The sequence below is a fragment of the Advenella mimigardefordensis DPN7 genome, assembly GCF_000521505.1.
GTDB lineage: Bacteria > Pseudomonadota > Gammaproteobacteria > Burkholderiales > Burkholderiaceae_B > Advenella > Advenella mimigardefordensis.
Map to the genome: position 1 here is coordinate 988,838 of NZ_CP003915.1, position 25,968 is coordinate 1,014,805.

Genomic DNA, 25,968 nt, shown 5'->3' on the forward strand with positions numbered 1-25,968 from the left:
TTATGGAAAACTTACGCGTTCAGGATATTCACAAACGTTTCGGCAGCAACGAAGTACTCAAGGGCGTGTCGCTGCTGGCTAACAAGGGTGATGTGATCAGTATTATCGGGTCCAGTGGTTCAGGTAAAAGCACGTTGCTGCGCTGTATTAATTTCCTGGAAACGCCCGATGCAGGCAAAATTTTCATTCATGGTGAAGAACTGCGCACGGTCATGCGCAAGGGTACCCTGGTGCCGGCAGATCGCCGCCAATTGCAATATATGCGCACGCGGCTATCCATGGTGTTCCAGCATTTCAATCTCTGGTCGCATATGACCGTTCAGGAGAACATTACGGCCGCACCCGTCAATGTGCTGGGCATCTCGCGCCAGGAAGCACTGGCGCGGGCGGAAAGCAATCTGCTGAAAGTCGGACTGAGCCTGGATACCCTGAAGAAATATCCCATGCATCTCTCGGGCGGACAGCAGCAACGGGTGGCGATCGCGCGTGCGCTGGCACTGGAGCCCGAAGTGATGCTGTTTGACGAACCAACGTCTGCTTTGGATCCGGAGTTGGTCGGAGAAGTGTTGCGGGTGATGCAGAAACTGGCCGAAGAGGGACGCACCATGATCATCGTGACGCATGAGATGGCGTTCGCTCGTCAGGTGTCCAGCCATGTGATGTTTCTGCATCAGGGCGTGGTTGAAGAAGAGGGCGCGCCCGGCGATATTCTGGCTAAACCCCGTAGTGCGCGGCTGGCAACGTTTCTGGCGGGGAATCTGAAGTGATACGGATGGTGCGGAGCACCGTTGCTGAATCATCTGTTCGGGGGCTGATTCTGTAATGGCTTACATACGGTAGCGTTAATGACATTTGACATAAACCTGGCCTGCGGTGATTCGCATTTGATAACAAAAATAAACCCAATGAGATGCAAAAAGCGGTGTAATGGCCAGAACAATAATGATAAGGTTAAATGACAGGGGCAACGTCAGGTTGACCTCTGTGTTGCGCTAGCGCGGTCAGCCTACCGTGCGATACGCATGAATAGCAAAAAGGAGCCATCTCATGCCAGCAAAATCTCAGAATCAGCAGCAGGCCGCCGGAGCGGCACTGGCTGCCAAACGCGGTGAAACAAAGGTAAGCAGTCTGAAAGGTGCGTCCAGGTCCATGTATGACTCGATGTCAGAAAAGGAGCTGGAAGAACTGGCGTCTACCAGGCGCAAGGGCAAGCCGGAACGGGTCGAGGATAAGGACAAGGACTGAACGCATTGGCCCCCGGCGCCGTTCACTCAGGTACACAGGCGCTGATTAGTCGGGCTGCGCGATGGCGGCTTCCTGAATGGGAATCACTTCCGGCCTGGCCTGATCGGCCACGACCTGCTCCTGGCTGATCAGCCGCTCCAGTCCCTTGCGAAACTTGATCGGGCCACCGTCCAGTTTGAGATTGATAAATGGCGAGCGGCGATTGTCCATGCCTTTTTGTACCGCGCCAAGTACGATCCGGTCTTCTTCAAAGGCCTTGCGTACGCCTGCGGCAAACTGACGCGAAACGTCTTCATCATTTGGACTGAAATTTCTGAGCTGGAACCAGAAGTAGCGGGTGGTTTTCTCGTCTATCGGTGTCAGGAAATTATAGGAGTCCATCAGGAATACGTCGGGATGGATCGGCGCTTCATCGCCACCCGTGCCGGCTGGCGTAAAGACGGCCTTGATGATGGCGTGCGACGGATAGCGCACTTCATAGTGCTGCTTGCGGTCACAGTTGCCGGTGAACTTAACGAACCTGGCATAGAAGGGCGCCACATCGGTGTCGTACATCCAGCGCGAAACAATCACGCCGTTATCATTCACTGTTGTGGTGAGCGGCTCGTTTTCGCAGGCGCTATTGCCGAAAGAACTGCGGTGCACCCAGGCGACATGCGAGGGGTCCAGCAGATTGTCGGTCATGTACAGGTAATTGCACTCGACGATCATAGCGTCACCCTGATTGATTCCCCAGTCGGGATGACCATACTCGGCAATATGTGGAATCAGGGTGGGGTCGGCCTTGTCTGCTTCGCCCATCCAGACCCAGACCAGACCGTATTTTTCAGTTGTGGCAAAATTTTTGACTGTCGCTGCGCGGGGAATCTTTGCACCCGGCGCGAAAATACAGGTGCCCTGGCCATTGAAGGTCAGCCCATGATAGCCGCATTCCACGGCGTCATCGATCAGCCGTCCCATGGACAAAGGCAATTTGCGGTGCGGACAGGCGTCTTCAAGCGCAACAACCCGGCCATCCTGCTGACGATAGAACACCAGATACTCATTTAGCAACTGCAATGGATATAGCTCATGGACAATGTCGTGGCTCCACGCCGCGACATACCATGCATTCTTCAGAAACATGAAAATCTCCGTTTATTCCGGCCGTTTCAGGGCCGCCATATAACGCTCGACATATTCGTCAAAGCTTTCGTTGTCGGACGCTTCTATCGCTGCCTGATCTTCGAGCGATTGTTTGACGCTGGCGCGCATTTTTTGCTCGGTTTCCGCAGACAGTTCGCCAAAGCGCAGCTCGTCGGACAGGCGCTGGCTTTGCAATTGGGTATAGTCGGCAAAGCTCAGCCCGCTGTCGCGCAATTCCTGCAAAATACGGGCCGAAGGCGTGGCAGACACGTCATCCAGCTTATGGCGCTGTTCCTGGATCGCGGCACTGTATTGCGTAGTGCTAAAAGCGATATCCAGTTCCTTGGCGTACAGTGCAATCTGATCGAGCAATTGATTACCCCAGTCCGGAATGGAAATGTCTTCGCCATTGCTGGTCAGGCGCAGAGAGGGATCGCGACCGCGGTTAACCACATCTGTGAAATTGGCCTGACTTTCCTCGCAGAAACCGTCGTAAGGAAACAGCCGGCTGTCATGGACCGCACAGAACAGCAGGAATGCATCCATGAAATGACAGGTTGCATTTGAAATACCGATAGGGCTGAACGGATCAATATCCAGGCAGCGGATCTCGACATATTCGATGCCGCGCTCCATCAGGGCCGTAATGGGCCGCTCACCACGTGCGGTGGTGCGCTTGGCCCTGATCGTTGAGTAGTACTCATTTTCGATCTGCAGCACATTGGTGTTCAGTTGAATCCACTGGCCGTCGCGGTGCGTACCGAGCGCCTGATATTCGGGCCAGGGTTGTGTGACCGCGTGATACATTTTCCTGAGGAAAGTGGACAGGTCGTTGTAGCACATTTTCAGCCCGGACTGCGCATCGTTCTGGTAACCCAGATCGCTCATGCGCAGACTGGTGGCATAGGGCAGATACAGCGTATCATGATCCAGTTCGCGCAAGGGATTGGGCCGATCCCCCAGGAACGACCGTGGCACCGCCGGGGATGCGCCAAACAGGTACATGAGCAGCCAGTTATAGCGGGTGAAATTGCGGATTAGGCCCATATAGCCGACAGACTGGCGTTCGGTCTCGTTTGCGCCTTCGATATCGAGCAGCTGCCACAGCGATTCCGGTAGCGAAAAATTGTAATGAAGCCCGGCGATGCATTGCATGGTGCGGCCGTAGCGCTCGGCCAGCCCGCGTCGGTATACGTGGCGCAGCATGCCGCTGTTGGATGTGCCGTAAGTGGCAATCGGGATCTGGTTGTCGGCGGGCAGATGGCCCGGCATCGATTGCATCCAGATGCTTTCGGATGGAAACTGGCGGGTGGCAAAACGGTGAACATCGGTCAACTCTTCGAGCAGATCGTCCACTGAGCTGTGCGTTCCGGTAATCAGCTCGATCAGCGCTTCCGAATAATCAGTTGTGATATTCGGATGGGTCAGGGCGGAACCCAGAAGAGCACTGTGCGGGGTGGTGGCGAGCGCGCCATCGCGGTCAATCCGTAGCCCTTCGCGTTCAATTCCGCGTAAAATATGAGTTAGCGAGTCTCGATGCTGCTGTAGTGTGGTCATGCGCTGCACAAGTCGTCCTGAGATATCTCTGAAATCAATAATTGCTGATTTTAAGGGAGTTCCGCTGTTTTGCAGTTTCAAAACGGTTTGTTTCGAATTAATTAATTTGGGTGGTACAGGTGATCAAACGTCTGGCTCTTGTTTTTTTTACGGTTTTGCTTGCGGGTTGTTCGCCAAAGTATGACTGGCGTGAAGTATCCACCGCAGGTGGGCGGATGCAGGCTATCTTCCCCGATAAGCCGCGCAGTGAATCGCGCACCACGCAAATCGAAGGCGTGCCCTATCCCTTTACCATGGATATGGCGCTGGTTGACGATCAGGTGTTTGCGGTGGTTTACAGCCTGTTGCCTGAAGGTAAGCAGGATGAGGCCAGCACGCGCAAGGCCGGCGAAGCACTGCTGCGCTCGGTATACGCCAGCATGAACGAACCGGCGCCCGAGCCGTTGCCGCCATTCGGACAGAAGCTCACGTTCAGAAAAGCCGTGGGCAACGAGAATGCCAGCGTCTATGTCAAAGTATTTGCAGGCAGTGGTGTGATCGTCCAGGCCTATGCGGCCGGGCAGGATAACACGCTCAAAGAATCCGTTGCCGACGAGTTCTTGAACGGCATGACGCTCCGCTAGCCAGCGGTTTGCTTATTTTAAAATGATACAATGCTGCAAAGGTCGGCGCCGATTTGTCTGATCCGCTTGCGGGCGCCTCAAAAATCCCGCTAAAAGGTCCATATGGTCTCACAACATACTACTTCACAGCAGTCTGTGGGCGTGGTTACGCCCCAGTTTCTCCAGTTCGATCAACCGCTCACGCTCAGCAGTGGCCAGGTGCTGCCGTCGTACACGCTTGCCGTGGAAACCTACGGTACGCTTAACGCCCAGCGCAGTAATGCCGTGCTGGTTTGCCATGCGCTCAACGCATCGCACCACGTTGCAGGGGTCTCGGCCACCGACGCCAAAGATGTCGGCTGGTGGGACAATATGGTCGGACCGGGAAAGCCGGTAGATACGAATATTTATTTTGTCATTGGCGTAAACAATCTGGGTTCCTGCTTCGGTTCAACGGGTCCGGCATCGATTGACCCTGCCACGGGCAAGCCCTGGGGATCAACCTTTCCGGTGGTCACGGTGGAAGACTGGGTCAGGGCACAGGCCAGGGTGGCAGATCATTTTGGCATTGATCGCTTTGCTGCCGTTATGGGTGGGTCGCTTGGCGGGATGCAGGCGCTGAGCTGGGCCATTGAATTGCCCGAGCGCATCGCGCACTGCGTGGTGGTGGCCAGTACCACCAATCTGTCGGCACAGAATATTGCCTTTAATGAAGTGGCGCGGCGCGCGATTATCAGCGACCCCGATTTCCATGGTGGCAATTATTATGAATACAATACCGTGCCGGCGCGCGGCCTGTCGGTCGCACGCATGGTGGGGCATATCACGTATCTGTCAGATGATGACATGGCCGAAAAATTCGGACGTGCGCAACGCAATCCAACCGAAGATGGGCGCTACCGGTTCGGCTACGATGTTGAATTCGAGGTCGAGTCTTATTTGCGTTATCAGGGGGAGAAATTTTCCAGATATTTCGATGCCAATACTTATTTGCTCATTACACGGGCGCTGGATTACTTCGATCCGGCCAGCAAGCATGGTGGTGATCTGACCGAAGCATTGCGTCCGGCAACGGCGGAATTTTTGACGGTGTCGTTTTCCACCGACTGGCGCTTTCCGCCGGAACGCTCGCGCGAACTGGTCAAGGCGCTGCTCAAAAACGGCCAGCCGGTGACGTATGCGGAAATCGATGCCCCGCATGGGCATGACGCTTTCCTGCTGGATGACCCGCGCTATCATGCGGTGGTCAGGGCTTACTACCAGCGCATTGCCGCCAGTCTGAATCTGACAGCGACGCCATTGGAGCAGGAAACAGCATGACGACCACGACAGAACCAAGAAAAGTACGCGCCGACCTGTTGCGCATTGCCGGCTGGATTAACGACGATACCCGGGTGCTTGACCTGGGATGCGGCGACGGGATGTTGCTTGCCCATTTGCAGAGCAGGCGTGGCGTGACGGCGGTGGGCGTGGAAAAGGAAGACGCCCAGGTGATTGCCTGCGTGAATAAAGGGGTACGGGTGATTCAGCAGGACCTGGAGGACGGTCTGGCCATGTTCGATGATCGGCAGTTTGATACGGTTGTGCTGTCCCAGACCCTGCAGGCGGTCGTAAACACCGAACATATTCTGAAGGAAATGGGACGGGTTGCACGCTATGGCGTCGTGTCATTCCCGAACTTCGGCCACTGGACCCATGGCTTGTCCATTTTGACCGGACGCATGCCCGTTACCGGGCAGATGCCCTATGAATGGTATAACACGCCGAATATTCATTTGTGTACGCTGAAGGATTTTGAAGATCTGGCCTCGCGCCTTGGCTTCAGGATCCTGGAGCGGGCTACGTTCCGGGACGAAACTGAAATCTCCCTGATGCCCAGTTTGCGCAGTACGCTGGCGGTTTATCATTTCGAGACCGACAGAAAGCCTGCATTATGATAAATCTGATTCGCCCGTACCTCAGTCCACGAGTTTATCCGCTGCTGCTGCTGGGTCTGGCCAGCGGGTTGCCGCTGGCGCTCACCGGTGGCACGCTGCAGGCCTGGGCGACGGTGGAAGATGTGCCGCTGACCGACATTGGTTTTCTGACGCTGGTGGGAGCGGCTTATACGTTCAAGTTTTTGTGGGCCCCCTTTATTGATCGCTATGTGCCACCCTTTATGGGACGGCGGCGCGGCTGGATGGCTTTGTCGCAAGTTCTGCTGGGGCTGACCATTTGCGGCATGGGGTTTCTGGATCCGTCCCGCTCGCTGTTCTGGCTGGCGGCGCTGGCCACACTGGTGGCGTTTCTGTCGGCCACACAGGATATTGCATTTGACGCCTATAGTGCTGATGTGCTGCGCCCCGAAGAGCGGGCTGCGGGGGCAGCGATACGGACCCTGGGTTATCGCATTGGCATGGTGGTATCGGGCGGACTCGCCATCTGGCTGGCGGCGGTCTGGATGGGCTGGGGCGGCATGTATCTTTTCATGGGGCTGTTGATGTTCGGTGCGGCGGTGCTGACCTGGCTGGCGCCCGAACCCGAGGTTGCTGGTGCCAACGTCGCGCCGCGCACCTTGTATGATGCGTTTACCGTCCCGTTTCAGGAATTTTTTTCACGCAAGGGTGCGATCAGTATTCTGGCGCTGATCGTGCTGTACAAGCTGGGCGATGCCTTTGCCGGTGCGCTGTCTACAACGTTTCTGATTCGCGGCGCCGGGTTTTCGCCCGAGGTGGTTGGTGCCGTGAACAAAATTCTTGCGGTGATCGCAACCATTATTGGTGCGCTGATTGGTGGCGGCATAATGAGCAAGCTGGGGCTGTATCGCTCCCTGATGCTGTTTGGCTTGCTGCAGGCGCTGTCCAATCTGATGTACTGGATGATCGCGCTGAATCCGCAGAATCTGCCGTTAATGGCACTGGGCGTGGGTTTCGAGAATCTTTGTGGTGGTCTGGGTACGGCCGCGTTTGTTGCATTATTGATGGCGTTATGTCATGTGCAATTTACTGCCAGCCAGTTTGCGCTGCTGTCGGCTTTGTCTGCCGTTGGCCGTGTGTTTGTCGCCGGACCGCTAACGCCGCCGATTGTTGATGCGTATGGCTGGCCTGTGTTTTTTGTATTTACTTTCTTTATTGCATTGCCGGGACTGCTGATCCTGTGGTTTATGCGCGCCAGTATTAAGGCGCTGGAAAAAGATCCGGCGCCCGCATCCGATACCGGTGATTGAGCGAGACGAATAATGAATTTGACATTAAAGGGCGTGCTTAAAACGGTCATGCCATGGTGCAGCGTCTGGCTGCTTGCTTCGGCAATGGCGCAAACGCCGACTCAGCCCGAACCGGCTGCGGCCATTCAGGCCACCGGCAGTGTCTCCTCCACCCAGGGCGACCCGGCCCGCCCCGGCAAGGTAGCGGGCGCGCAGGTTCCGGCCGGTGCTGCCGGCGCGACACCTGCCGCGCCGGCCAACCCGGTTAACGGAGAAAACCGCATTCCGGTGGGGGCGCCGGGTTCTCTGGAGGCCCGGGTGGCGGCCTGTACCATGTGTCATGGTGCAACCGGCGTACAGGGAGCGGATGCATTCTATCCGCGCATTTCGGGCAAGCCGGCACATTATCTGTACCAACAATTGCTGCGTTTCCGCGAAGGACGTCGTGAATACCTGCCGATGCAGCGCCTGCTGGTTAACCTGTCCGATGAGTATTTGCACGAAATTGCTGTCTGGTTCAGTAAACAGACGCCCGAGTACGAAACCGTAACGCCGCCACGTGCCTCGCCGCTTATTTTGCAGCAGGGTGAGAAGCTGGTGCGCCATGGCGCGGTCGACCGTGACATTCCCGCCTGTGTAGCCTGTCATGGCGACAATCTGAAAGGCATGTTGCCGGGCATTCCGGGGCTGACGGGCCTGACCAATGAATATATAACTGCACAGATGGGGGCCTGGCAGTATGGCATTCGTCATTCTGTGGATCCCGATTGCATGGGTGACATCGCCAGGAAAATGACTTCAGCTGAAGTGCAGGCAGTGTCGGCGTGGCTGGCCAGCCAGGATCCACGTTCGCCGGGAACAATCAATGAGTCGGCGGAAACGCCGGTGACCTGTGGAATTCAGACTGTGTCGGGAGTGCAGCAATGAAATGGCTTTTGAGAGTGTTTGCTGCGGTGGTGGTGATCGGCCTTTTGGTAGCCGCAGGGATGTACTGGCTGGGTGCACGCGACGGCGCGATGGTCGCATCCACGCTGCCCGACGGCAAGGCATCAGCAGAAGTGGTGGCGCGGGGAAAATATCTGACCCAGATCGGCAATTGTGTTGGCTGTCACACCGCGGTGAATAAACCGGCATTTTCCGGTGGCAGCGGGCTGAAAACTGAATTCGGTACCTTTTACGCACCGAATATCACGCCCGATCAGCAACATGGTATTGGTAACTGGACGGCCGACGATTTCTGGCAGGCCCTGCACAACGGCAAGGCACCGGATGGCTCGTTGCTCTATCCTGCTTTTCCTTACCAGAGTTATTCGCATCTCAGTCGCGCCGATACCGATGCGATTTATAGCTATTTGAAGACCGTGCCGGCCAGCGATCGTCAGGCGCCTGCTCATGAGCTGCAGCAACCGTTCAATATGCGTTTTCTGCTGGCGTTCTGGCGTGCGCTTTATTTCCGACCTGCAGACGCCGTGGCACGCACCGAACCGTCGCAGGACGCGCTGGTGCGCGGCAGACAACTGGTGGAAGGGGTGGCGCACTGTGCCGAATGCCATACGCCACGCGACAGTATGGGCGGTATGGAGCAAAGCCGTTTCCTGCAGGGCGGCAAAATGACAGACGGCATTTGGTTTGCACCGGCACTGACCGGCGATACCGAGGGCGGCCTTGGCGCATGGAGTGCCGAGGACATCGCTCAATTGCTATTGACGGGTTCCTCGGCACATGGCGCTGTCGTTGGCCCGATGAGCGAAGCCTTGCGTGGCGTGCAGTATCTGAATCAACAGGACGTGTCGGATATCGCCGTTTATCTGAAATCTTTGCCGGCCGCCGGCCTGAAAGCCGAGCGTAGCGGCGACGTGAACGATACCCTGTATGCCATGGGTAAGAAAATCTATGGACAGTATTGTGCCGCTTGCCATCAGGCCGATGGCAAGGGTGTACAGCAGGCATGGCCGGCACTTGACGGGAACAGTCTGGTGCGTGGGCGGGATGTCACCGGCTTATTGCGAGTGATTATGGATGGCGGCTTTACGCCCACCACCGCTCAGACCCCGCAACCTTATGGTATGCCGCCATTCCGCCACTTCCTGAATGACCAGGAAATAGCGGCCGCAGCAACGTACATTCGCAATACCTGGGGAAATGATTCGGGCGGTATCAATCAGCGCGAAGTTAATCGCGTCCGTAATATCGATTGATCGCGTTGTGATGAATCAGGCATTGACCGCCGTTGCGTCAACGGTCAATGTGCGGGCTTTGTGTGGTTCGGCATCTCGCGCTGAGCTAATGTGTGGCATGGACACTGCCGGTGTTGACGCTGTCGATGACAGCGTTATGCATGGCCGGCCTGTTGAAATTAAATGAGGGTCGCTACTTATTATTAGCGTAGCGACTTTTTTGCTATTTAGTCCCGGGCTACCGGTTCCAGCTTCCAGTCATAATCGATGGTGAGCGGGGCGTGATCCGAGAAGCGTTCGTCCTTGTAGATGGAGGTGGCGATGGCCTTTTCGGCAATGCCCGGCGTGGCAATCTGGTAATCAATACGCCAGCCTACGTTCTTGGCCCAGGCCTGACCGCGATTACTCCACCATGTGTATTGGTCCGGTTCTTCGTTGATCTTGCGAAAAACGTCGACGAAGCCGCGGCGGTCAAACACATCTGAAATCCAGGCACGCTCCTCTGGTGTGAAACCGGAGTTTTTAAGATTGCCTTTCCAGTTCTTCAGGTCGATTTCTTTGTGCGCGATATTCCAGTCGCCGCAGATGATGTAGTTATGACCGGTTTTTCGGTGATCTTCCATCATGGCGTCAACCCAGGGCCCGAAATGATCCAGAAAACGGAATTTGGCGGCCTGCCGCTCCTCACCGCTGGAACCCGAAGGCAGATACGCACTGATGATGGTCAGGTCCTTGAAGTCTGCGCGCAGAATCCGGCCTTCACGATCAAACTCATCGCAAGCCATGCCCGCACTCACGTTGGCATCATGTTTCAGATACAGACCCACGCCGCTATAGCCTTTTTTTCTGCATGGCAGAAGTAGCCGGTGTAATTGAGCGGGTGACGCAGTTCGTCTATAAGATCTGCATCCTGGATTTTGATTTCCTGCAGACAGATGACATCTGCATTATGATTTTCCATCCATTGAGCCAGCCCTTTGCGAAAGGCGGATCGCAGGCCGTTGACGTTGAGTGAGGTAACACGAAGCACGGGAAATCCTTTTTGATGAATCGGCGCGAACCCTATTGTAGCCCCTGACGTGGGTTCGTCACAATCGCGGATATCGGGGCGTTATTTGCGTCGGGTGAGTGTGCCATCCTGGCGGTGCCGGTCGTGACCGGTGGGGCAGAGAGCGCAACAGGCCAATCGCTCCCCGGTCAGACGGATTAGAACATCGCTCAGGTTGCGTGGCCGGTCTGCTTGCGGGGGCATATCGCGGCGGCAATAATCAGTACCGCTCCTAATGCCATTTTCAGTGTCGGCTGCTCGTTGAACAGTACCAAGGCAAAGGCGATGGCATAAACGGGTTCAAGCGCGATAATCAGACCGGCACTGCGGGCAGGAATGCTGCGCAGGCTGTGAACAAACAGAAAATGCGAAAGCGCGGTGCAGATCACGCCCAGTACAATAAGCCACAGCAGGCTGCTATCGGACAGCATGGCCATGCCACCCAGACCCAGCGGCAGACACAGCGCCAGTACGATCAGGTTCTGACAGAAGGCGATCTGAATGGCGTTGAGCCGGGCAAGCGAGCGATTGATTAGCGCCAGTGTGGCGAAGGTAATGGCCGAGAGCACGCCCCAGAACAGGCCGATCGTGCCGGCATTGTTCAGGTCTATGGCGGGTGTGACCAGAATCAGCCCGCTCATCACCAGGGCTACCAGTACCCAGTCCACCATATTGACCTGATCCTTAAGTACCACGCGCTCCAGTAGCGTAATAAAGGCGGGAAAGCTGGCGAAACCCAGGGTGGCAATCGCAATGCCACCGGTTTTGACCGCCATGAAAAAGGTCACCCAGTGAACGGTCAATGCAACCCCGGAGCAAACCAGGGATAGGCAACTGCGGCGATCCAGACCGCGCACCAGGGATGTTCGCAGGTAGCGCGCAACGCCATACAGTGCCAGTACGGCAAACAGGGCGCGACCGAAGGTAATGGTCATGGGACTGGCGTGAATCACATGGCCGAAGACGCCGGTGAGTCCGAAGAAAACGGCGGCGATATGCGCACTGATCAGGCCTTTATGTCGCGGTGTCATGTCTGGGGTGTTAGCTAGGGCAAACCCGTATTGTGGAGATCGGCAAGCCGTTTGGCAAGCGATTGGCGCCTATCCGGTTCAATAGATAGGGTGACGTTCCATCCATTGATCAGGGGCGCTGCCTGTTGCCATTGAGTATGGCAGCAAGCAGCGCCCCTGGCCGCTCCTGGTCTGGCCACTTAAACGGCAGTCTGACTGAAGCGAAAGCTGGATGCTGTGATGGAACCAAAGGCATGGGTTTCGTGGTAAGACAGTGTGGCCGGGTCCTGCTGCGCAGCACCGACGGCGACCATCAGGGGAATCAGATGGTCTTCGTGGGCGTGCGCCAATCTGGCAGAAGGGGCCTGTTCCCAATGCAGCAGGCCGGTTGCGCGTTGCACTGGGTCGCTGTCTACGACGGTTTGCTGCAGCCAGGCATCAAATTGCGCAGATGGCTCTGCGCCGCGCCGGTCCAGCAGACGCAGATTGTGATAGCTCAGGCCGCTGCCGATAATCAGTATGCCTTCTTCCCGTAGCGGTGCCAGCAGCCGACCCAATTGCAGATGAAATGCCGGGTCGTAATCTTTGCGGATGGACAGCTGCACCATGGGAATATTTGCCTGCGGAAAGGCCACCGCCATGGGAACGAATGCGCCATGATCGAAGCCGCGCCTGGCGTCCTGTGCGATTGCAATGCCGCCGGCCTGTAACAGGCTCTGTACGCGCGCGGCCAGCACAGGATCGCCGGGCGCAGGATATTGCACGGAATAAGTATGCTCGGGGAAACCATAGTAATCGTAGAGCATACCTGGCTGGCCCGCTGTGCTCACGGTGATTTCATCTGTAATCCAGTGGGCCGAGACCATCAACACTGCTTTTGGCGTTGCCGGTAATTCTGCTGACAAGTGTTGCAATGATTCATGCAATGCGGCGTACATGGGTTTCCATTCCTCCACCCAGGGCCAGGGGCCACCGCCGTGCGAAATAAAGTAAACAGGCATTGTCATTTTTAACTCCGAATGAAATGAACCGGTGGTCAGATCGCTGTACCCGGTACAGTGCAGGATGCCTCGCGGCATTGGAACCTGCTGGGTCTGGCCGCGCGGGCGCCCGCCCGATGAACGATCCGGGCGAGAACGCAAAAAAGGAAAAACCGGCTGCGCTGGCCGCCGTAATAGGAGCGGCGCGGCAGCAGCCCTGGGTGCTGATGGCTGTGGCGAACGACCGACAAATCCGGTGTATTCAGAACCGACAGCGCCCGGGCGTATGGAACCTGAGGGCCGCTTAGGCCTTGCGGCTGTTGTCTATACTGAAGGCGCCAGCGCCGGCCGCAGCGATAAACAGGAAAATGAAGCTATAAAGCACAACCGTTTCGCCACCGTTCATCAGCGGGAACAGCGCATTGCCCTGAGGGGCGTGAGCATAGAAATAAGCGACTGCTGTCATGCCGGATGCGATGAATGCTGCGAAACGAGTGAACAGACCCAGAATAAGCAAAATGCCGGCAACCAGTTCGATCATACCGGCGATGCCAGGCATGGACAGTGCCTGCAGATTGTCGAACATTTCAATGTGAGGCACATGGAAGTATTTGGCAGTACCGTGCAGGACCAGGGTATAGCCTGAAACGATACGAAGCAGGGCAAGGGCGTAGGGAACCAGATGGTCTGTTTTCATGATTAATCCTTAAGTCAGGTGAATAATCGATACGGCGGATGCCTTGTAAGACTTTATCGACAATTGCAATAAATCACAATTGAACTATGCGCCAGCAAGCGTTCGTCGTATCGGATAACGTGAAAAACAGTGTAATCGTATTTGATCAGGGAATATATACTGATATTATTAACGAACCATTTCCTGTGAGGAAATGATGGTTGCGGCCTATTTACGACGGTCACGTTCGGTGAACGGTCGTTGTACCCGTAAAGAACAGGTGAAATGAGGATATTTTTTGGATGGATACGCTACTCAGTATCAAAGTATTCTGTGAAGTGGTGCGTGCCGGCAGCTTTAATGCCGCAGCCCGCCATTTGGGGATATCCAATCCCATGGCAAGCAAGCACGTAGTGCATCTGGAGCAGCATGTGGGGGCGCGCCTGTTGCATCGCACCAGTCGCAAGCTGAGCCTGACTGAAGCCGGTCGGCTGTACTATGACAAATGTATTGATGCTCTGGATGTGCTGGATCAGGCCGAAGCCGTGCTGGGCGATCGCCACGGCGAGCCCAGTGGAGTGTTGCGGGTAACGGCACCGGTGTGGTTTGCCAGTAACCGTATCGCCCAGCTGCTGGTGCAATATCAGAACCGGTACCCCAGGGTGGTGCTTGATCTTTACCTGACAAACAGCAAGATTGAGCTGGCCGAGGCGGGGATGGATCTGGCAATACGGGTAACACATGATCCCGAACCGCAACTGATCGTGCGCAAGGTCGGGCAGGTGCCGCTGGTGCTGGTGTCCAGTCCGGACTATATCGGCCGCATGGGCCAGCCACAGTCGGTCCAGGACTTGGAGCGTTTCGGCGCGGTCATGCCCAATTATCGTGATCGCAATGATTATCTGCTGCAGGGGCCAGCAGGCACGCTGAAATTTCAGCTGCAGAGCCTGATGAAGGTGAGTGACACGACATTAAGCCGTAAATTGGTGCTGGCCGGCATGGGCGTTGCCATGCTGCCAGCGTGGCTGGTGGAAGACGATCTGCGCCAAGGACGCTTGTTGCGACTGCTGCCCGACCATGAGAGCCCGCCGCTGGATATTTTTGCAAGCTACATGAGTCGCCAGTACCAAACCGGCAAAGTGCGCAGCTTTATTGATTTTTTCTCTGAAGCCATGGCGGGATCGACTGTCCAGTAGCGGCCGATAAAGGTGCGTATTGTAAAAAAGAGGGTGAGTAATCAATTCACCCCCGTTCACCCGCTTCAACTGTGGCGACATCCTGTTCGCGCATCGCATACAAAATAATGAATAAGAATCATTATCTATTGGGAACAATCCAGCTACCCGAAATAGACCCCGATTACCCGGATCGGTATTGAAGTTTGAAACAGCGATATTTCTTTTTGCCTGAAAAATGGTTCGCATGCGGGGGATGGCTTTACCGAATCGGGTAGAGAAAATCGCGGGGCTTTTTTTATCCTTCTTCCGTAGCGAGACAGATGCAAGGCGGATACGCCACGCAGTCTCAGGGGTTTCTATTTGTCATTTTTTTCGGAGGAACAGCGGCATGTCCAAGACTAGCAACAGCGCATCCTGGTCTGTTCTGAATACGCTGCTGCGTGGCCATCGCATACCACTGGGCATGGCGATCATGCTCGCGGCGGTCGCTGCTGCGCTGGAGCTGGTTCCTTTCCTGATTCTTTGCTATTCAGTAGCGGCCTTGCCCGGGCTGCCCGATGCCTACGTTTTCTTCCAATTGGCAGGCTGGCTGGCGCTGGCACTGGCGGGAAAATACATCGTCTATTCACTGGCCTATTTTCTCAGCCACCAGACAGCCTATCGCGTGCTGATGGACACACGCCAGATTCTGGTCCGGCGCCTGGCCAGGGCGCCACTGCCCTGGCTGCAGCAGCACAATTCTGGCGTCCTGAATCAGCTTGTCATGCAGGATGTGGAGCGCATAGAGCAATTCATTGCGCATCATCTCGTGGAGATGATGGCGGCATTTGCGGCCTCGGTCCTCGTCATTTCAGTATTGTGGTGGGTCGACTGGCGCCTTGCCCTGGCAGCTCTGGCAGCCCCTTTGCTGGCCGCCGTGATCCAGGCCATCGCCATGCGGAACGTGGGCCAATATATGACCGAATACCAGCAGGCTATCGGGGAACTGAACGGAGCGTCAGTTGAATATCTGCGCAGCATGCCTGTCATGAAAACATTCAATCAGGGCGCGCATTCCTTTGCTCGCATGCGCAACGGGCTGTCGCGGTATCATGATCTGGTTCAACGTATTACCCGCGGCACCGTTCCAGGCTGGTCTCTGTTCGTCGTGATGCTCAATGCCAATATTGTCGTTTTGCCTATCGGACTTTGGCTTATGCACGAACAACAGATTGATCTGACGGGCATGCTGATTGCTATTGTGCTTGGCAATGGCATGGTCCGGCCACTGATGAAATTGATGCGGTTCCAGACGCAGATCAGAGAGATTCTCGGTGGCGTGCAGCGTATGCAACCGGTTCTGTCTATGCAAGAATGCCAGTCGGAAACTCGACAAACCTTAACGTCGTCTGGTGTGCAATTGTCGGGGATTAACGTGACTTACGGTAGCCGGCCGGTGCTGAGCGACGTGTCGTTCCCGATTCCTGCGGGTCGGGTGACTGCGCTGGTGGGGCCATCGGGCGCCGGCAAAAGCACCATTGCCAGTCTGTTAGGCGGGTTGATCGAACCGGATCAGGGGCACATACTGGTTGGCGACTGTCGGTTGGCAAACATCGGGGATGCGCAGCGCTGCGCCACGATTGCCGTTGTCGCACAGGACGCCTTTCTGTTTCGGGGAACGCTGCTCTCGAATTTAAAGCTGGGCCAGCCCGAAGCCAGTGACAACCAGGTTCGTCAGGCCTTGCGTGTCGCTCAGGCCGAAGCGTTTGTCAACGCCTTACCTGAAGGGTGGCATACGCATGTCGGCGAACGGGGGCTGACACTGTCTGGTGGCGAACGCCAGCGTCTTGCCGTGGCGCGGGCATTGCTGGCAAATACACCGATTCTGGTGCTGGACGAAAGTACGGCATTTGCCGATAGCAGAACCGAACAGCATTTCTACGAAGCGTTGCACAGGACCTATCCCGATCTGACCGTGCTGACGATTGCGCATCGTCTTTATTCCGTGAAAGATGCGGCAAATATTGTCGTTTTGGATCACGGCAGCGTCGTCGGTTCTGGCAGTCACGCCAGTTTGCTGCAGACCTGTACCTTGTACCGACAAATGTGGCAGGCGCAGGCATCGCAGCAATCAAGGGACGACAGCCAGACAAGGTTTGTCGTTCCACCAGGAGAAAAAGAGCATGCCTGAATTTGTGCGCGCCTGCCTGCGGGTGATCCGGAAAAGCCGCCGGTCTCCTGCGAAAATCTATGTCGGACTGCTGCTGCGCGTCGCGGAACGCGCCTTTTCTATCGCGCCGTATTTTCTCGCCTGGTACTGGCTGCTGGACATGCCGCCTTTTGCCGCTGCGACATCAGATCATTTTTCGTGGGCTGTACCTGCGGTCATTCTCGTCGTTCTTTTGCTTGGACAAATGGCATTTTCATACTTCAGCCAAATGAACAGTTTTCTGGGCAGCTATGACCTGACCTTATCCTATCGCGAACGTCTGATTGATCACCTGCGACAATTGCCCCTGGGTATTTTTGCTCGCCAGCGTGTCGGGCAATTATCGTCGGTCATGACCGATGATGTTAAACGCCTTGAAGACGTTTTCACCCACCTGACTGCCGAATTGTTGGCTGCTGTGTCGGTTCCCGTTCTGTTTGCGATATGCCTGATCTGGGTGGATTGGCGGCTGGCGCTGGCATTGCTGATCACGTGGCCCTTGGCGCTATTTGCATTGAACGCTGCCAACCGGATCTTTCTGACACTGGGTCGGGGCAAGCAGTTGGCGGTGCAGGAGACCAGTGGCCTGATCGTTGAATTTATATCCGGCCTTCGGACGTTGCGATTGTTTGGTCGCGCCCACGTCTGGATAGGCCGGCTGGATCAGCGATTTGCGCAGATCCGGCAAGTCAGCATGGGTGCCGAAGCCTGGGGTGGCGGATCGGTGCAGGCCTATCGGGCCGTTCTGGAACTGGGATTGCTGTTATTGTTGCTTGTGGCCGGGTGGCTCGCCGGCGACGAGGATTTGACACCGGCCACGTGGCTGCTGTTTGTCCTTGTATCGTACAAAGTATTGGACCCGTTGCTTGATGCGGCCGCCTATCTGGTGGAGTTGCGTGCCATGCTGCAGGGTGAGGCGCGTCTGCAGAGATTGCTGGACACGCCGGTTCTCAGGGAAGGAGCACGTACCGAGCCGCCGCAGCATTTCAGTGTGGCGTACAGACAGGTCAGTTTTGCGTATGACAGCAAACTGATTTTACAGGATATTGACTTCGAGGTACCGCAGGGTACGGTCACGGCTATTGTCGGTCCGTCCGGAGCCGGTAAAAGCAGCTTGCTGCATTTGCTGGCCCGCTTCGATGACCCGCAATCGGGCACCATTTACCTGGGCGGCACAGACCTGAATGCCTGGCGCAGCGATAGCCTCTATCGTTATTTTGGCTTCGTGTTCCAGGATGTGCAACTATTTGAGGGCAGCATACTTGATAACGTTCGTATCGGACGGGACGGCGCGAGTGATCGCGAGGTGATTGATGCATGCAGCAGGGCGGGTTGCGACTCGTTCGTGCAGAACCTCCCGGAGGGCTACGCCACGCGCATCGGCGAAAATGGCCAGCAATTGTCAGGTGGTGAACGCCAGCGCCTGTCGATCGCACGCGCGATACTCAGGGATGCGCCGGTGTTATTGCTCGATGAGGCGACAGCGTCGGTGGATGCCCAGTCTCAGCATGACATTGAGCAGGCGTTGGCGTGCCTGAGCGAGGGCAAGACCGTGCTCATGGTTGCGCACCGCCTGAATGCCGTCCGTCATGCTGATCAGATTCTTGTGCTTGACCAGGGGCGCGTGCATGAGAAAGGCACCCACCAGGAACTGCTGAAGCACGACGGGCTGTATGCAGAGCTATGGCGCAGACAGGAGGTGGAAATTCATGTTGAGGCTTGCGGTGACGCAACGAATTGATTCCGATAATTTGTTGCGCGATGTCGACCAGGCTTTTCGGTTGGTCAACACTGCGACCGAAACATTGAATGAGGGCGAGCTGCGATTGTTTTGCGCGCCGCTTTCCCTTGCTTGCGCTGTTCCGCCTGCCTGGCTGGACGCGCACGAGCATAGCCGGTGTCGGGCCTATCGGTTCGCTGATGATCGCCGACGCCATCTGCTCGCACATGGTATGAAGCGATGGGCAATCGGCAATGTGTTGAATGTTTCGCCACGGGACGTGCAATTTACTGTCGATCGACTGGGCAAGCCGACCTTGCCTGGCGACGCAGTGCATTTCAATCTGAGCCATAGCGCAGGCTGGGTCGCATTAGCGTTATATCGTCAGGCGGCGGCTTGTCTTATCGTTCGACCAGGTGTGTGAATGTGCAGTGTGACTCAACTCAGGGCAAAACGTCTGGCTTCGCTTGGCAGGACGCCAAACTGCTTGCGAAACGCGGTGCTGAAATGGCTGAAGTTGCTGTAACCGAGCTGTATCGCAGTTTCCGTCACGCTATGTTGCAGTAGCAATCTGCGCGCGTGTTCCATGCGTTCACGCTGGAACAGGGCATATACACTGACGCCGAACAGGTTTTTGAAGCCTCTCTTGAGCTTGAGCTGGTTTAACCCGGTTTCCCGGGCCAGTTGCTCGATTGTGGGCGGATTGCTCAGATCGGCCAACAGGCGTTCGCGTGCTGCGAGCAACTGCCTGCGTTCACGGGGAGCAACGCCCGAGCTGACGGCGTCGGGTTGGAGCGATTTGAGCTGCCACGCCAGAAATTCTAGTGCTGCGGCATGCACCAGCAACGGCGACGTATTATCTTCTGCAAGGAGCCGTCCCAGCCTGTCTGTGGCATCGCGGATTCGCAGATTGCTGGCATTGCGCATCAGGCAGAAGTCGTTGCCGCAACCTTGGTAAAGCGCTTCGGATTCTTCTCCGGCCAACTCACACAGCAATTGCGGGGTAATGCGCAGTTCGATATTGCACCAGCCGGCGCTGCAGCCAATCTGGTACCGTTTTCCTGGCGTGAACGTTGCCAGGATGTCATCGCTGTCAAGTTCAAAACTGCGGCCGTCACACGTGATGCTGGTTGTTCCCCGCAACAGACAATTGAAATGAACCCGGGCATCCGCATCGTCTTCCGTTACCGCGTCCATATGCTGACCTGTCTCGAACCGCACGAGCGAGACAGCCAGCCCGGGCTGCAAATCCAGTGTTTTGACAGCGGCACCCGATGCCGCCACTTTGTGATTATCGAAAAACTCTGTTGAGTTCACAACTTGCATATTCTTACCTCAAATCTGCATGAACGCTGCGTCCGCATAAGGGGCGTCTGCCTATAGCGAGGGTCCCAGCCTTGAAGGATGCGGTCTGTGTGCCACTTCCATTCTTTCCCAAATGACCTGGAGGCGAATGCGAGTAGGGCGCATAAAAGTATAATGATAATCATTTCTATTAGCAATAAGAATGACCATTTCTTCGGAAGGTCACCTGCCATTCGCATCGGCAGAGAGGAGAGGCAAGCGTGTTGTTACAAATAATTCGCTTGCGGGGAGTGTCGATCCTTTTGGGGTGGCATGCAAGAAAGAGGGCATTTACGCTTTGGCAGATATCCTCATGGGCCTGTCTTCAATGAAAAATTCGTCTTTTCCAAACCGACGCTCCGCCAATCGTCAACTGATATGTGCGTTGGTAGCCGGCGGCTTGTATACGTTGCCAGTCTGGCAAACTCAGGCAGTCGCACAGCAAGCCACCATCGGTACGCAGCAAACACCAGTATTGCCATCGATTTTTGCTACGCCCGTTGCAGACGATGGGCAAAATCTGTTCACAACGCCGGCCAGTATGACAGTCGTCAACGGAAAAACGCTGGAAGATCAGCATCTGGACACGCTGGGGCAGATTGCGCATCGCCAGCCCAATATGCACCTGACCAGTTATACCCATGCTAACCCCATTATCACGATCCGGGGATTGGGGATTCATGCGGATGAAGCAGATAGCACGAATATTCCGGTCGTGTTGGACGGTGTGCCGGTTTCGGGATTATCGATCGGCCAGCTGTTTGACCTTGACCAGGTGCAGGTTCTGCGTGGTCCACAAATACTGGAGGGCCCCAATGGGCTTGGCGGGTTGATCCGCCTGCGTTCCCGCGACCCTGGCGAGATTGCGGGAGGCAATGTTTCCCTGGAGTACGGCAGTCATAACCGGCGTCGCGCCACCCTCAGTGGCGACATTCCACTGTCAGAACGCACGGGCTTGCGTATTGCGGTGGGAGCGGAACAGTCCGATGGCGAAACAAAGAATGCGGCCCTGGATCGGGACGACACGGCGGGCTGGAAAAGCACTCAAGCCAAGCTGAAACTGTTGCACACAGACGATGCGGGCGGCCAATGGCGACTGGGACTCTATCACATGAATTCGCGTGGCGGCAATGACTACTTTGCGCCGGCAAGCCTGAGCCGCAAGCACGAATCGAATGCGACCGATAAGGGAACGAACAATACAAAATACACACTGGTATCGGGCAGCTACCAGCGTCAGTTCGCCAGCGGCACGCGATTGTCCGTGACGTTGGGAGCAAGCCGCTCAGAGTGGAATTATTGGTTGCCGGAATCCATGTTCAGTGCGCGCAACGGTTTTGATATGGTGACCCGTGAGCTTAGCGCGGATGCACGCCTGGCCGGCAAAAAAGATGCGATCGACTGGACTGTCGGTCTGTTTGCACAGCAGACCCGGCGCGATGCTCCCTATCTTTATGACATGGCACCTTATTACACCAGCGATACCGAGGCGACCCGCAAGGGCAATACGACCGCCTTGTTCGGACAGGTTGGGTGGACTTTCGCGCCTGGGTGGCGGCTCGCGGCGGGTTTGCGGATACAGCATGACCGCCAGCGCATGGATTGGCGCAGCGACCAGAGCGGCTATATGGATTCTGACGGTGACGGGATGCCCGATATGCCATTCAGTACCACGGAAACCGTTCAGAACGCCAGCGTTAATAAAACGGTGTGGTTACCCAGTCTCACGCTGGAGTATCGGCCGAATGAGCGTCATTTTGCCTGGGTCAGGCTGACCCGTGGATACGAAGCGCCCGGCTTCAATACTTACGCCACCATGCGCGAACAGGCCGCCCAGGCCTATCTTCCGACGCTGGCAAACTATATCGAATTGGGTTACCGGCTGCGTGGCCGGGATGACACGTGGGAAGTCGGAGCCACCGCCTTCAGTACCATCATGCATGATCAACAGGTCGTGGGCTCGGTCAATGGCCAGAATATGACGAGCAATGCAGCGCGGGCGCACAGCCGGGGCGTCGAGCTCTCAGGACGGTGGCGGCCTCTGCAGGAACTTGAACTGAATGCCTTTGCGGGCTTTGTCGACGCCAAATGGGACGATTTCATGCGTAATGGTGTTGATTATGGCGGCCACAGCTTCAGTATGACGCCGCGCCAGAGCTATGGTGCAGGCCTGTCATGGCAGCCACATCCGCAATGGGATCTTGGCGTCAATGTCGTGCGACATGGCAGGACGACACTTGCCCCCAATAGCGAAATCGAAAATAAACCCTACACACTGGTAGATGCACATGTGACATATACCAATGGCCGATTCAGTGTCGGAGTGTACGGGCAGAATCTTGGCAATGTCCGTTACTTTACCCGGGCATTGTCGCAGGATCTGCTGGTGGCGGGCGCGTCGCGCACAGTGGGTGTGCGCATGAGCATGAATTTCTGATGGAAACCATGACGCATCAAACGGCTTCGACCCGCCCGCTGGCAAGTCCGTCGCCTTCCGGAGAATACCTGTCCATTGCCCTGATGTATTTTGCGCAGGGCGTGCCCATTGGCCTGGCATTCAATGCCCTGGGTGCCATGATTCGGCATGGCGGACATAGCGTGGCGGCAGTCGGGCTGACCGGGTTGGCCTTCCTGCCCTGGGCCCTGAAATTCCTGTGGGCCGGCCCGATCGAAAACGCCTGCGCCCGATGGGGGCTGCCCCGGTTCTTGTGGATGACGCAAGCGCTGATTGTGTTGACTTGTCTGGTCATGATCCCGTTCCCACCCTCGGCATCGCTGTATACCATCATTGTATTGATCGTATTGCTGAATCTGTTGTGTGCGACACAGGATATCGTCACCAATTCCTATGCCGTCCTGCGCTTCCAGGGGCGTCGTGCAGGCACTGCCAACGCCATACAAATCGCGGGATTTATCGGGGGTATGCTGATCGGAGGGGGTGGGCTGCTTCAAGTCTATTCATCGGTGGGATGGCCGGTGACGATGCTGATCCTGGCGATACTCATGGCAGTCGTTTACATCCCGCTTTGGCTTATCCCTGGTTGGCGCCACACGGCGGCCAATACGAAGGCCACGACATCACGGGTCAGATTGCGCGATCTGGCAAAGCACCGCGATTTGGGCTGGGCGTTGCTGCTCGCGTTGAGCTTCAAATTTGCAGGCACGGCAGTCTCTACGCTGGCCCAACCCTGGCTGCTTGACAAAGGATTTGATCTTGAACAGATCGGCCGATTGCAAATGAGTAATCTTGTATTTGTGGCGGTAGGAGGCGCATGCATCGGCATTCCTCTGCTACGCTATGCCGGAAACCGCAGGGCAGTGCTCGCTGGCATGATATTGTCCGGGGTGTTGATGGGGACCGCCTGGGTACTGCAGATTACCGGCCCGTTTTCATTGATGACGCTATATGCTGCATTCGCGTTGCAATCGCTGTTTGAGGGGGCCATGTTTGTGACAGTATGGGCGTTGTTTATGAACTGGTCATCAAAAGACCGTCCTGGCACCGATTTTACCGTGATGCAGTGCTGCGAGGGATTCGGTAACGCGATAGCGACCGGCATGATCGGTGGATTGGGCCAGGCTTATGGGTATGGCGATGCCTTTGCCATTGCCTGGGCGAGTGCCGCAGGCGTTTTGCTGATAACGGTGGTTTGCCTGCCGAGATTGCGACTGGCAGAGAAATAGTTCCCTTGTGGGGAATGTCGATCTTTTTTGGGTGGCTTCCCACCCGGTATAAAGTTACTTTTAGAAATAATATATTTCATATTATTTCTAAGTTGCTTATGAAGACACCGCTTTTCCCTTTTGTATATCCAGCATATCGTCAATTAACCATCACCCTCGTTTTCACCGGCCTGTGTTCGCTGCCGGTCGGACAACCACTCGCGTTTGCTCAGCAGCGGGCAACTGAAAGACAAGCGGCGCATTTACTGCCTCCCGTTTTAGCCGTTCCTGTCGCAGAGGCGAATGAAAACAGATTCACGATGCCGTCCAGTGTGTCGATCATCAACCGCAAAACCCTGGAAACACAGCATTTGGACACCCTTGGTGAGATCGCGCATCGCCAGCCCAATATGCATCTGACCAGTTATACCCATGCCAATCCGGTGATTACGATCCGGGGGCTTGGCATCCATGTAGATGAGTCTGATAGTACTAATATCCCGGTCCTGATGGATGGCGTGTCGGTTCCGTCAAACTTCGTGGGCCAGCTGTTTGACCTGGACCAGGTGCAGATCCTGCGCGGCCCGCAGTTGCTGGAAGGTCCCAATGGATTGGGCGGTCTGGTCAAGATGCGTTCCCGGGATCCCGGGTTGACTGCCGCGGGCGATGTTTCTCTTGAATATGGCAGCCATAAGCGGCAGCGCGCGACGGTCAGTGGCGATGTGCCGCTGGCGGGGCGCACAGGCTTGCGAATTGCGATAGGTGGCGAACAATCTGATGGCAATACCTATAACCGGACTCTGGACCGTAAGGATACGGCCGGGTGGCACAGCACCCTGGCCAAACTGAAGTTGTTGCATACAGATGATGGCGGCGGGCAATGGCGCCTGGGCCTCTATCACATGAATTTGCGTGGCGGCAACGATTACTTCGCGCCGGAAGATCTCAGCCGCCGGCATGAATCTACGGCAACCGAAAAAGGCGCAAACAATACCAAGTACACATTGCTTTCGGGCAGTTACCAGCGACAGTTCGCGGGTGATACCCGCCTTGCCGTGACCTTCGGGGCAAGCCGTTCGGAATGGAATTATTGGTTGCCCCGTTCCCTGTTCAAGGCGCAGGCCGGGTTCGATATGGTAACTCGCGAGCTTAGTGCAGACACACGGTTGAGCGGGCATAAAGAGGCCATCGACTGGATGGTCGGCGTGTTTGCACAGCAGGCGCGTCGCGATGCGCCTTACCAATTCGACATGGCGCCCTATTTCACCAGCAATACGCTGGCAAAGCGTAAGGGACATACGCTGGCATTGTACGGGCAGGCGGGATGGGCTTTTGCGCGGGGCTGGCGGCTCGCGCCAGGTTTGCGAATCCAGCATGATCGCCAGCGCCTGAATTGGCGCAGCGAGCAGCGTGGTTACATGGATTCGGACGGCGATGGAATCCCTGATAGGTCATTTAGCATGACGGACTCGTTGCGCAATGCAAGCGTGACGAAAACGGTACTGCTGCCCACCCTTACACTCGAATATGGTCCGGATGAGCGTCATTTTGGCTGGGTAAAATTGTCGCGCGGGTATGAAGCGCCGGGCTACAATCTGTACGCCACCAAGCGTGAACGGGCGCAATACGCCTATCTTCCGACGCTGGCAAATTACATCGAATTGGGCTATCGGATACGAGGGGAGGGCGACAGATGGGAGTTGGGTGCGACGGCGTTCAGCACGATCCTGCATGACCATCAAGTCGTGGGCTCAGTCAACGGTCTGACTGTGACCAACAATGCTGCGCGGGCTCATAGCCGGGGGTTCGAGCTGACCGGCATGTGGCGACCGGTGCCGGAACTTGAACTGAATGCGTTCGCAGGCGTTGTCGATGCAAAATGGGACGATTTTGTCCTCAATGGGGTGGACTGGGCTGGCCAGCGTTTCAGTACATCACCGCGCCAAAGCTATGGTCTGGGCTTGTCATGGCAGCCGCACGCCCAATGGAGCCTGGGTGCCAGTGTAGTTCGTCATGGCAGGTCGACGCTGGCGACCAACAGTAATTTCGTGAATAAGCCTTATACATTGGTCGATGCACATGTCACTTATACGGGCGGCAGATTCAGTATCGGCGTGTATGGACAGAACCTGGGTAACGCCCACTATTACACGCGTGCAGTATCACAGAATGCACTGGCGGCAGGCACTTCGCGAAACGTGGGCATACGCGTGAGTATGAACTTCTGACGGGGAAGCGGGCGACGGGAAGGGAACGACTCAATGAACCATT

21 protein-coding genes, 1 pseudogene and 1 riboswitch are annotated in these 25,968 nt (G+C 56.1%); of the genes and pseudogenes, 15 read left to right on the forward strand and 7 right to left on the reverse strand.

Features of this window, described 5'->3' with window-relative positions:
• Window positions 1–2 precede the first annotated feature (2 nt).
• Window positions 3–767: an ABC transporter ATP-binding protein gene (locus MIM_RS04565; protein WP_025371587.1), complete on the forward strand. Its 765-nt coding sequence runs from the start codon at window positions 3–5 to the stop codon at window positions 765–767.
• 280 nt (window positions 768–1,047) lie between these two features.
• Complete coding sequence (locus MIM_RS04570; RefSeq protein WP_025371588.1) at window positions 1,048–1,245, forward strand: DUF3008 family protein; 198 nt, start codon at window positions 1,048–1,050, stop codon at window positions 1,243–1,245.
• A gap of 45 nt (window positions 1,246–1,290) precedes the next feature.
• On the opposite strand, the gene MIM_RS04575 is transcribed toward MIM_RS04570, so the two are convergent.
• Both MIM_RS04575 and gshA read right to left on the reverse strand, forming a co-directional pair.
• Window positions 1,291–2,370 carry an aromatic ring-hydroxylating dioxygenase subunit alpha gene (locus MIM_RS04575; RefSeq protein ID WP_025371589.1) on the reverse strand — a complete coding sequence of 360 codons (1,080 nt, stop codon included), beginning with the start codon at window positions 2,368–2,370 and terminating at the stop codon, window positions 1,291–1,293.
• A 12-nt stretch (window positions 2,371–2,382) separates the two neighbouring features.
• On the reverse strand, window positions 2,383–3,951 hold the full coding sequence (gene gshA, locus MIM_RS04580) for a glutamate--cysteine ligase (RefSeq protein ID WP_407638146.1): 1,569 nt from the start codon (window positions 3,949–3,951) through the stop codon (window positions 2,383–2,385).
• Between the two features lie 191 nt (window positions 3,952–4,142).
• On the opposite strand from gshA, the gene MIM_RS21990 reads away from it, so the two are divergent.
• From MIM_RS21990 to MIM_RS04610, 6 genes are all read left to right on the forward strand, one after another.
• On the forward strand, window positions 4,143–4,550 hold the full coding sequence (locus MIM_RS21990) for a hypothetical protein (protein WP_025371591.1): 408 nt from the start codon (window positions 4,143–4,145) through the stop codon (window positions 4,548–4,550).
• A gap of 35 nt (window positions 4,551–4,585) precedes the next feature.
• Window positions 4,586–4,663, forward strand: a riboswitch (SAM riboswitch).
• Window positions 4,653–5,849 carry a homoserine O-succinyltransferase MetX gene (gene metX / locus MIM_RS04590; protein WP_025371592.1) on the forward strand — a complete coding sequence of 399 codons (1,197 nt, stop codon included), beginning with the start codon at window positions 4,653–4,655 and terminating at the stop codon, window positions 5,847–5,849. (Overlaps the previous riboswitch by 11 nt.)
• Window positions 5,846–6,466 carry a methionine biosynthesis protein MetW gene (gene metW / locus MIM_RS04595; protein ID WP_025371593.1) on the forward strand — a complete coding sequence of 207 codons (621 nt, stop codon included), beginning with the start codon at window positions 5,846–5,848 and terminating at the stop codon, window positions 6,464–6,466. Before metX ends, metW begins: the two co-directional genes overlap by 4 nt.
• Window positions 6,463–7,734, forward strand: a complete 1,272-nt coding sequence (locus MIM_RS04600; RefSeq protein ID WP_042069964.1) for an AmpG family muropeptide MFS transporter — start codon at window positions 6,463–6,465, stop codon at window positions 7,732–7,734. The genes metW and MIM_RS04600 overlap by 4 nt, the downstream gene beginning before the upstream one ends.
• Window positions 7,735–7,746: 12 nt before the next feature.
• On the forward strand, window positions 7,747–8,640 hold the full coding sequence (locus MIM_RS04605; protein WP_025371595.1) for a c-type cytochrome: 894 nt from the start codon (window positions 7,747–7,749) through the stop codon (window positions 8,638–8,640).
• Window positions 8,637–9,911 carry a c-type cytochrome gene (locus MIM_RS04610; RefSeq protein WP_025371596.1) on the forward strand — a complete coding sequence of 425 codons (1,275 nt, stop codon included), beginning with the start codon at window positions 8,637–8,639 and terminating at the stop codon, window positions 9,909–9,911. Before MIM_RS04605 ends, MIM_RS04610 begins: the two co-directional genes overlap by 4 nt.
• A 206-nt stretch (window positions 9,912–10,117) precedes the next feature.
• Here the strand turns inward: MIM_RS04610 and MIM_RS04615 are convergent.
• The 4 genes and pseudogenes from MIM_RS04615 to MIM_RS04630 form a co-directional block, all read right to left on the reverse strand.
• Window positions 10,118–10,920 (reverse strand): annotated as a pseudogene (locus tag MIM_RS04615) (exodeoxyribonuclease III).
• 188 nt (window positions 10,921–11,108) lie between these two features.
• Entirely contained in the window at window positions 11,109–11,969 is an 861-nt protein-coding gene (locus MIM_RS04620; protein ID WP_025371597.1) for a DMT family transporter, read from the reverse strand.
• A gap of 179 nt (window positions 11,970–12,148) precedes the next feature.
• Window positions 12,149–12,955: a DODA-type extradiol aromatic ring-opening family dioxygenase gene (locus MIM_RS04625; protein WP_025371598.1), complete on the reverse strand. Its 807-nt coding sequence runs from the start codon at window positions 12,953–12,955 to the stop codon at window positions 12,149–12,151.
• Between the two features lie 277 nt (window positions 12,956–13,232).
• Window positions 13,233–13,625 carry a DoxX family protein gene (locus MIM_RS04630; RefSeq protein ID WP_025371600.1) on the reverse strand — a complete coding sequence of 131 codons (393 nt, stop codon included), beginning with the start codon at window positions 13,623–13,625 and terminating at the stop codon, window positions 13,233–13,235.
• A 281-nt stretch (window positions 13,626–13,906) separates the two neighbouring features.
• On the opposite strand from MIM_RS04630, the gene MIM_RS04635 reads away from it, so the two are divergent.
• The 4 genes from MIM_RS04635 to MIM_RS04650 all read left to right on the forward strand — a co-directional run bounded on the left by MIM_RS04635 (window position 13,907) and on the right by MIM_RS04650 (window position 19,114).
• On the forward strand, window positions 13,907–14,800 hold the full coding sequence (locus MIM_RS04635) for a LysR family transcriptional regulator (RefSeq protein ID WP_025371601.1): 894 nt from the start codon (window positions 13,907–13,909) through the stop codon (window positions 14,798–14,800).
• Window positions 14,801–15,170: 370 nt separating this feature from the next.
• A complete protein-coding gene (locus MIM_RS04640) occupies window positions 15,171–16,952 on the forward strand; it encodes an ABC transporter ATP-binding protein (RefSeq protein ID WP_025371602.1) in 1,782 nt (593 codons plus the stop codon).
• On the forward strand, window positions 16,945–18,711 hold the full coding sequence (locus MIM_RS04645) for an ABC transporter ATP-binding protein (protein WP_025371603.1): 1,767 nt from the start codon (window positions 16,945–16,947) through the stop codon (window positions 18,709–18,711). Before MIM_RS04640 ends, MIM_RS04645 begins: the two co-directional genes overlap by 8 nt.
• Window positions 18,680–19,114, forward strand: coding sequence for a 4'-phosphopantetheinyl transferase family protein (locus MIM_RS04650; RefSeq protein ID WP_025371604.1), 435 nt, complete (start codon window positions 18,680–18,682; stop codon window positions 19,112–19,114). Before MIM_RS04645 ends, MIM_RS04650 begins: the two co-directional genes overlap by 32 nt.
• Before the next feature lie 14 nt (window positions 19,115–19,128).
• Here MIM_RS04650 and MIM_RS04655 read toward each other — a convergent pair whose 3' ends face one another.
• A complete protein-coding gene (locus MIM_RS04655; protein ID WP_025371605.1) occupies window positions 19,129–20,016 on the reverse strand; it encodes an AraC family transcriptional regulator in 888 nt (295 codons plus the stop codon).
• 181 nt (window positions 20,017–20,197) lie between these two features.
• Between MIM_RS04655 and MIM_RS04660 the strand changes: the two genes are divergently transcribed.
• The 3 genes from MIM_RS04660 (at window position 20,198) to MIM_RS04670 (ending at window position 25,925) form a co-directional block, all read left to right on the forward strand.
• Window positions 20,198–22,471: a TonB-dependent receptor gene (locus MIM_RS04660; protein ID WP_025371606.1), complete on the forward strand. Its 2,274-nt coding sequence runs from the start codon at window positions 20,198–20,200 to the stop codon at window positions 22,469–22,471.
• 8 nt (window positions 22,472–22,479) lie between these two features.
• Window positions 22,480–23,718, forward strand: coding sequence for an MFS transporter (locus MIM_RS04665; RefSeq protein WP_042070958.1), 1,239 nt, complete (start codon window positions 22,480–22,482; stop codon window positions 23,716–23,718).
• Window positions 23,719–24,017: 299 nt separating this feature from the next.
• Complete coding sequence (locus MIM_RS04670) at window positions 24,018–25,925, forward strand: TonB-dependent receptor (RefSeq protein WP_052342273.1); 1,908 nt, start codon at window positions 24,018–24,020, stop codon at window positions 25,923–25,925.
• Window positions 25,926–25,968 lie beyond the last annotated feature (43 nt).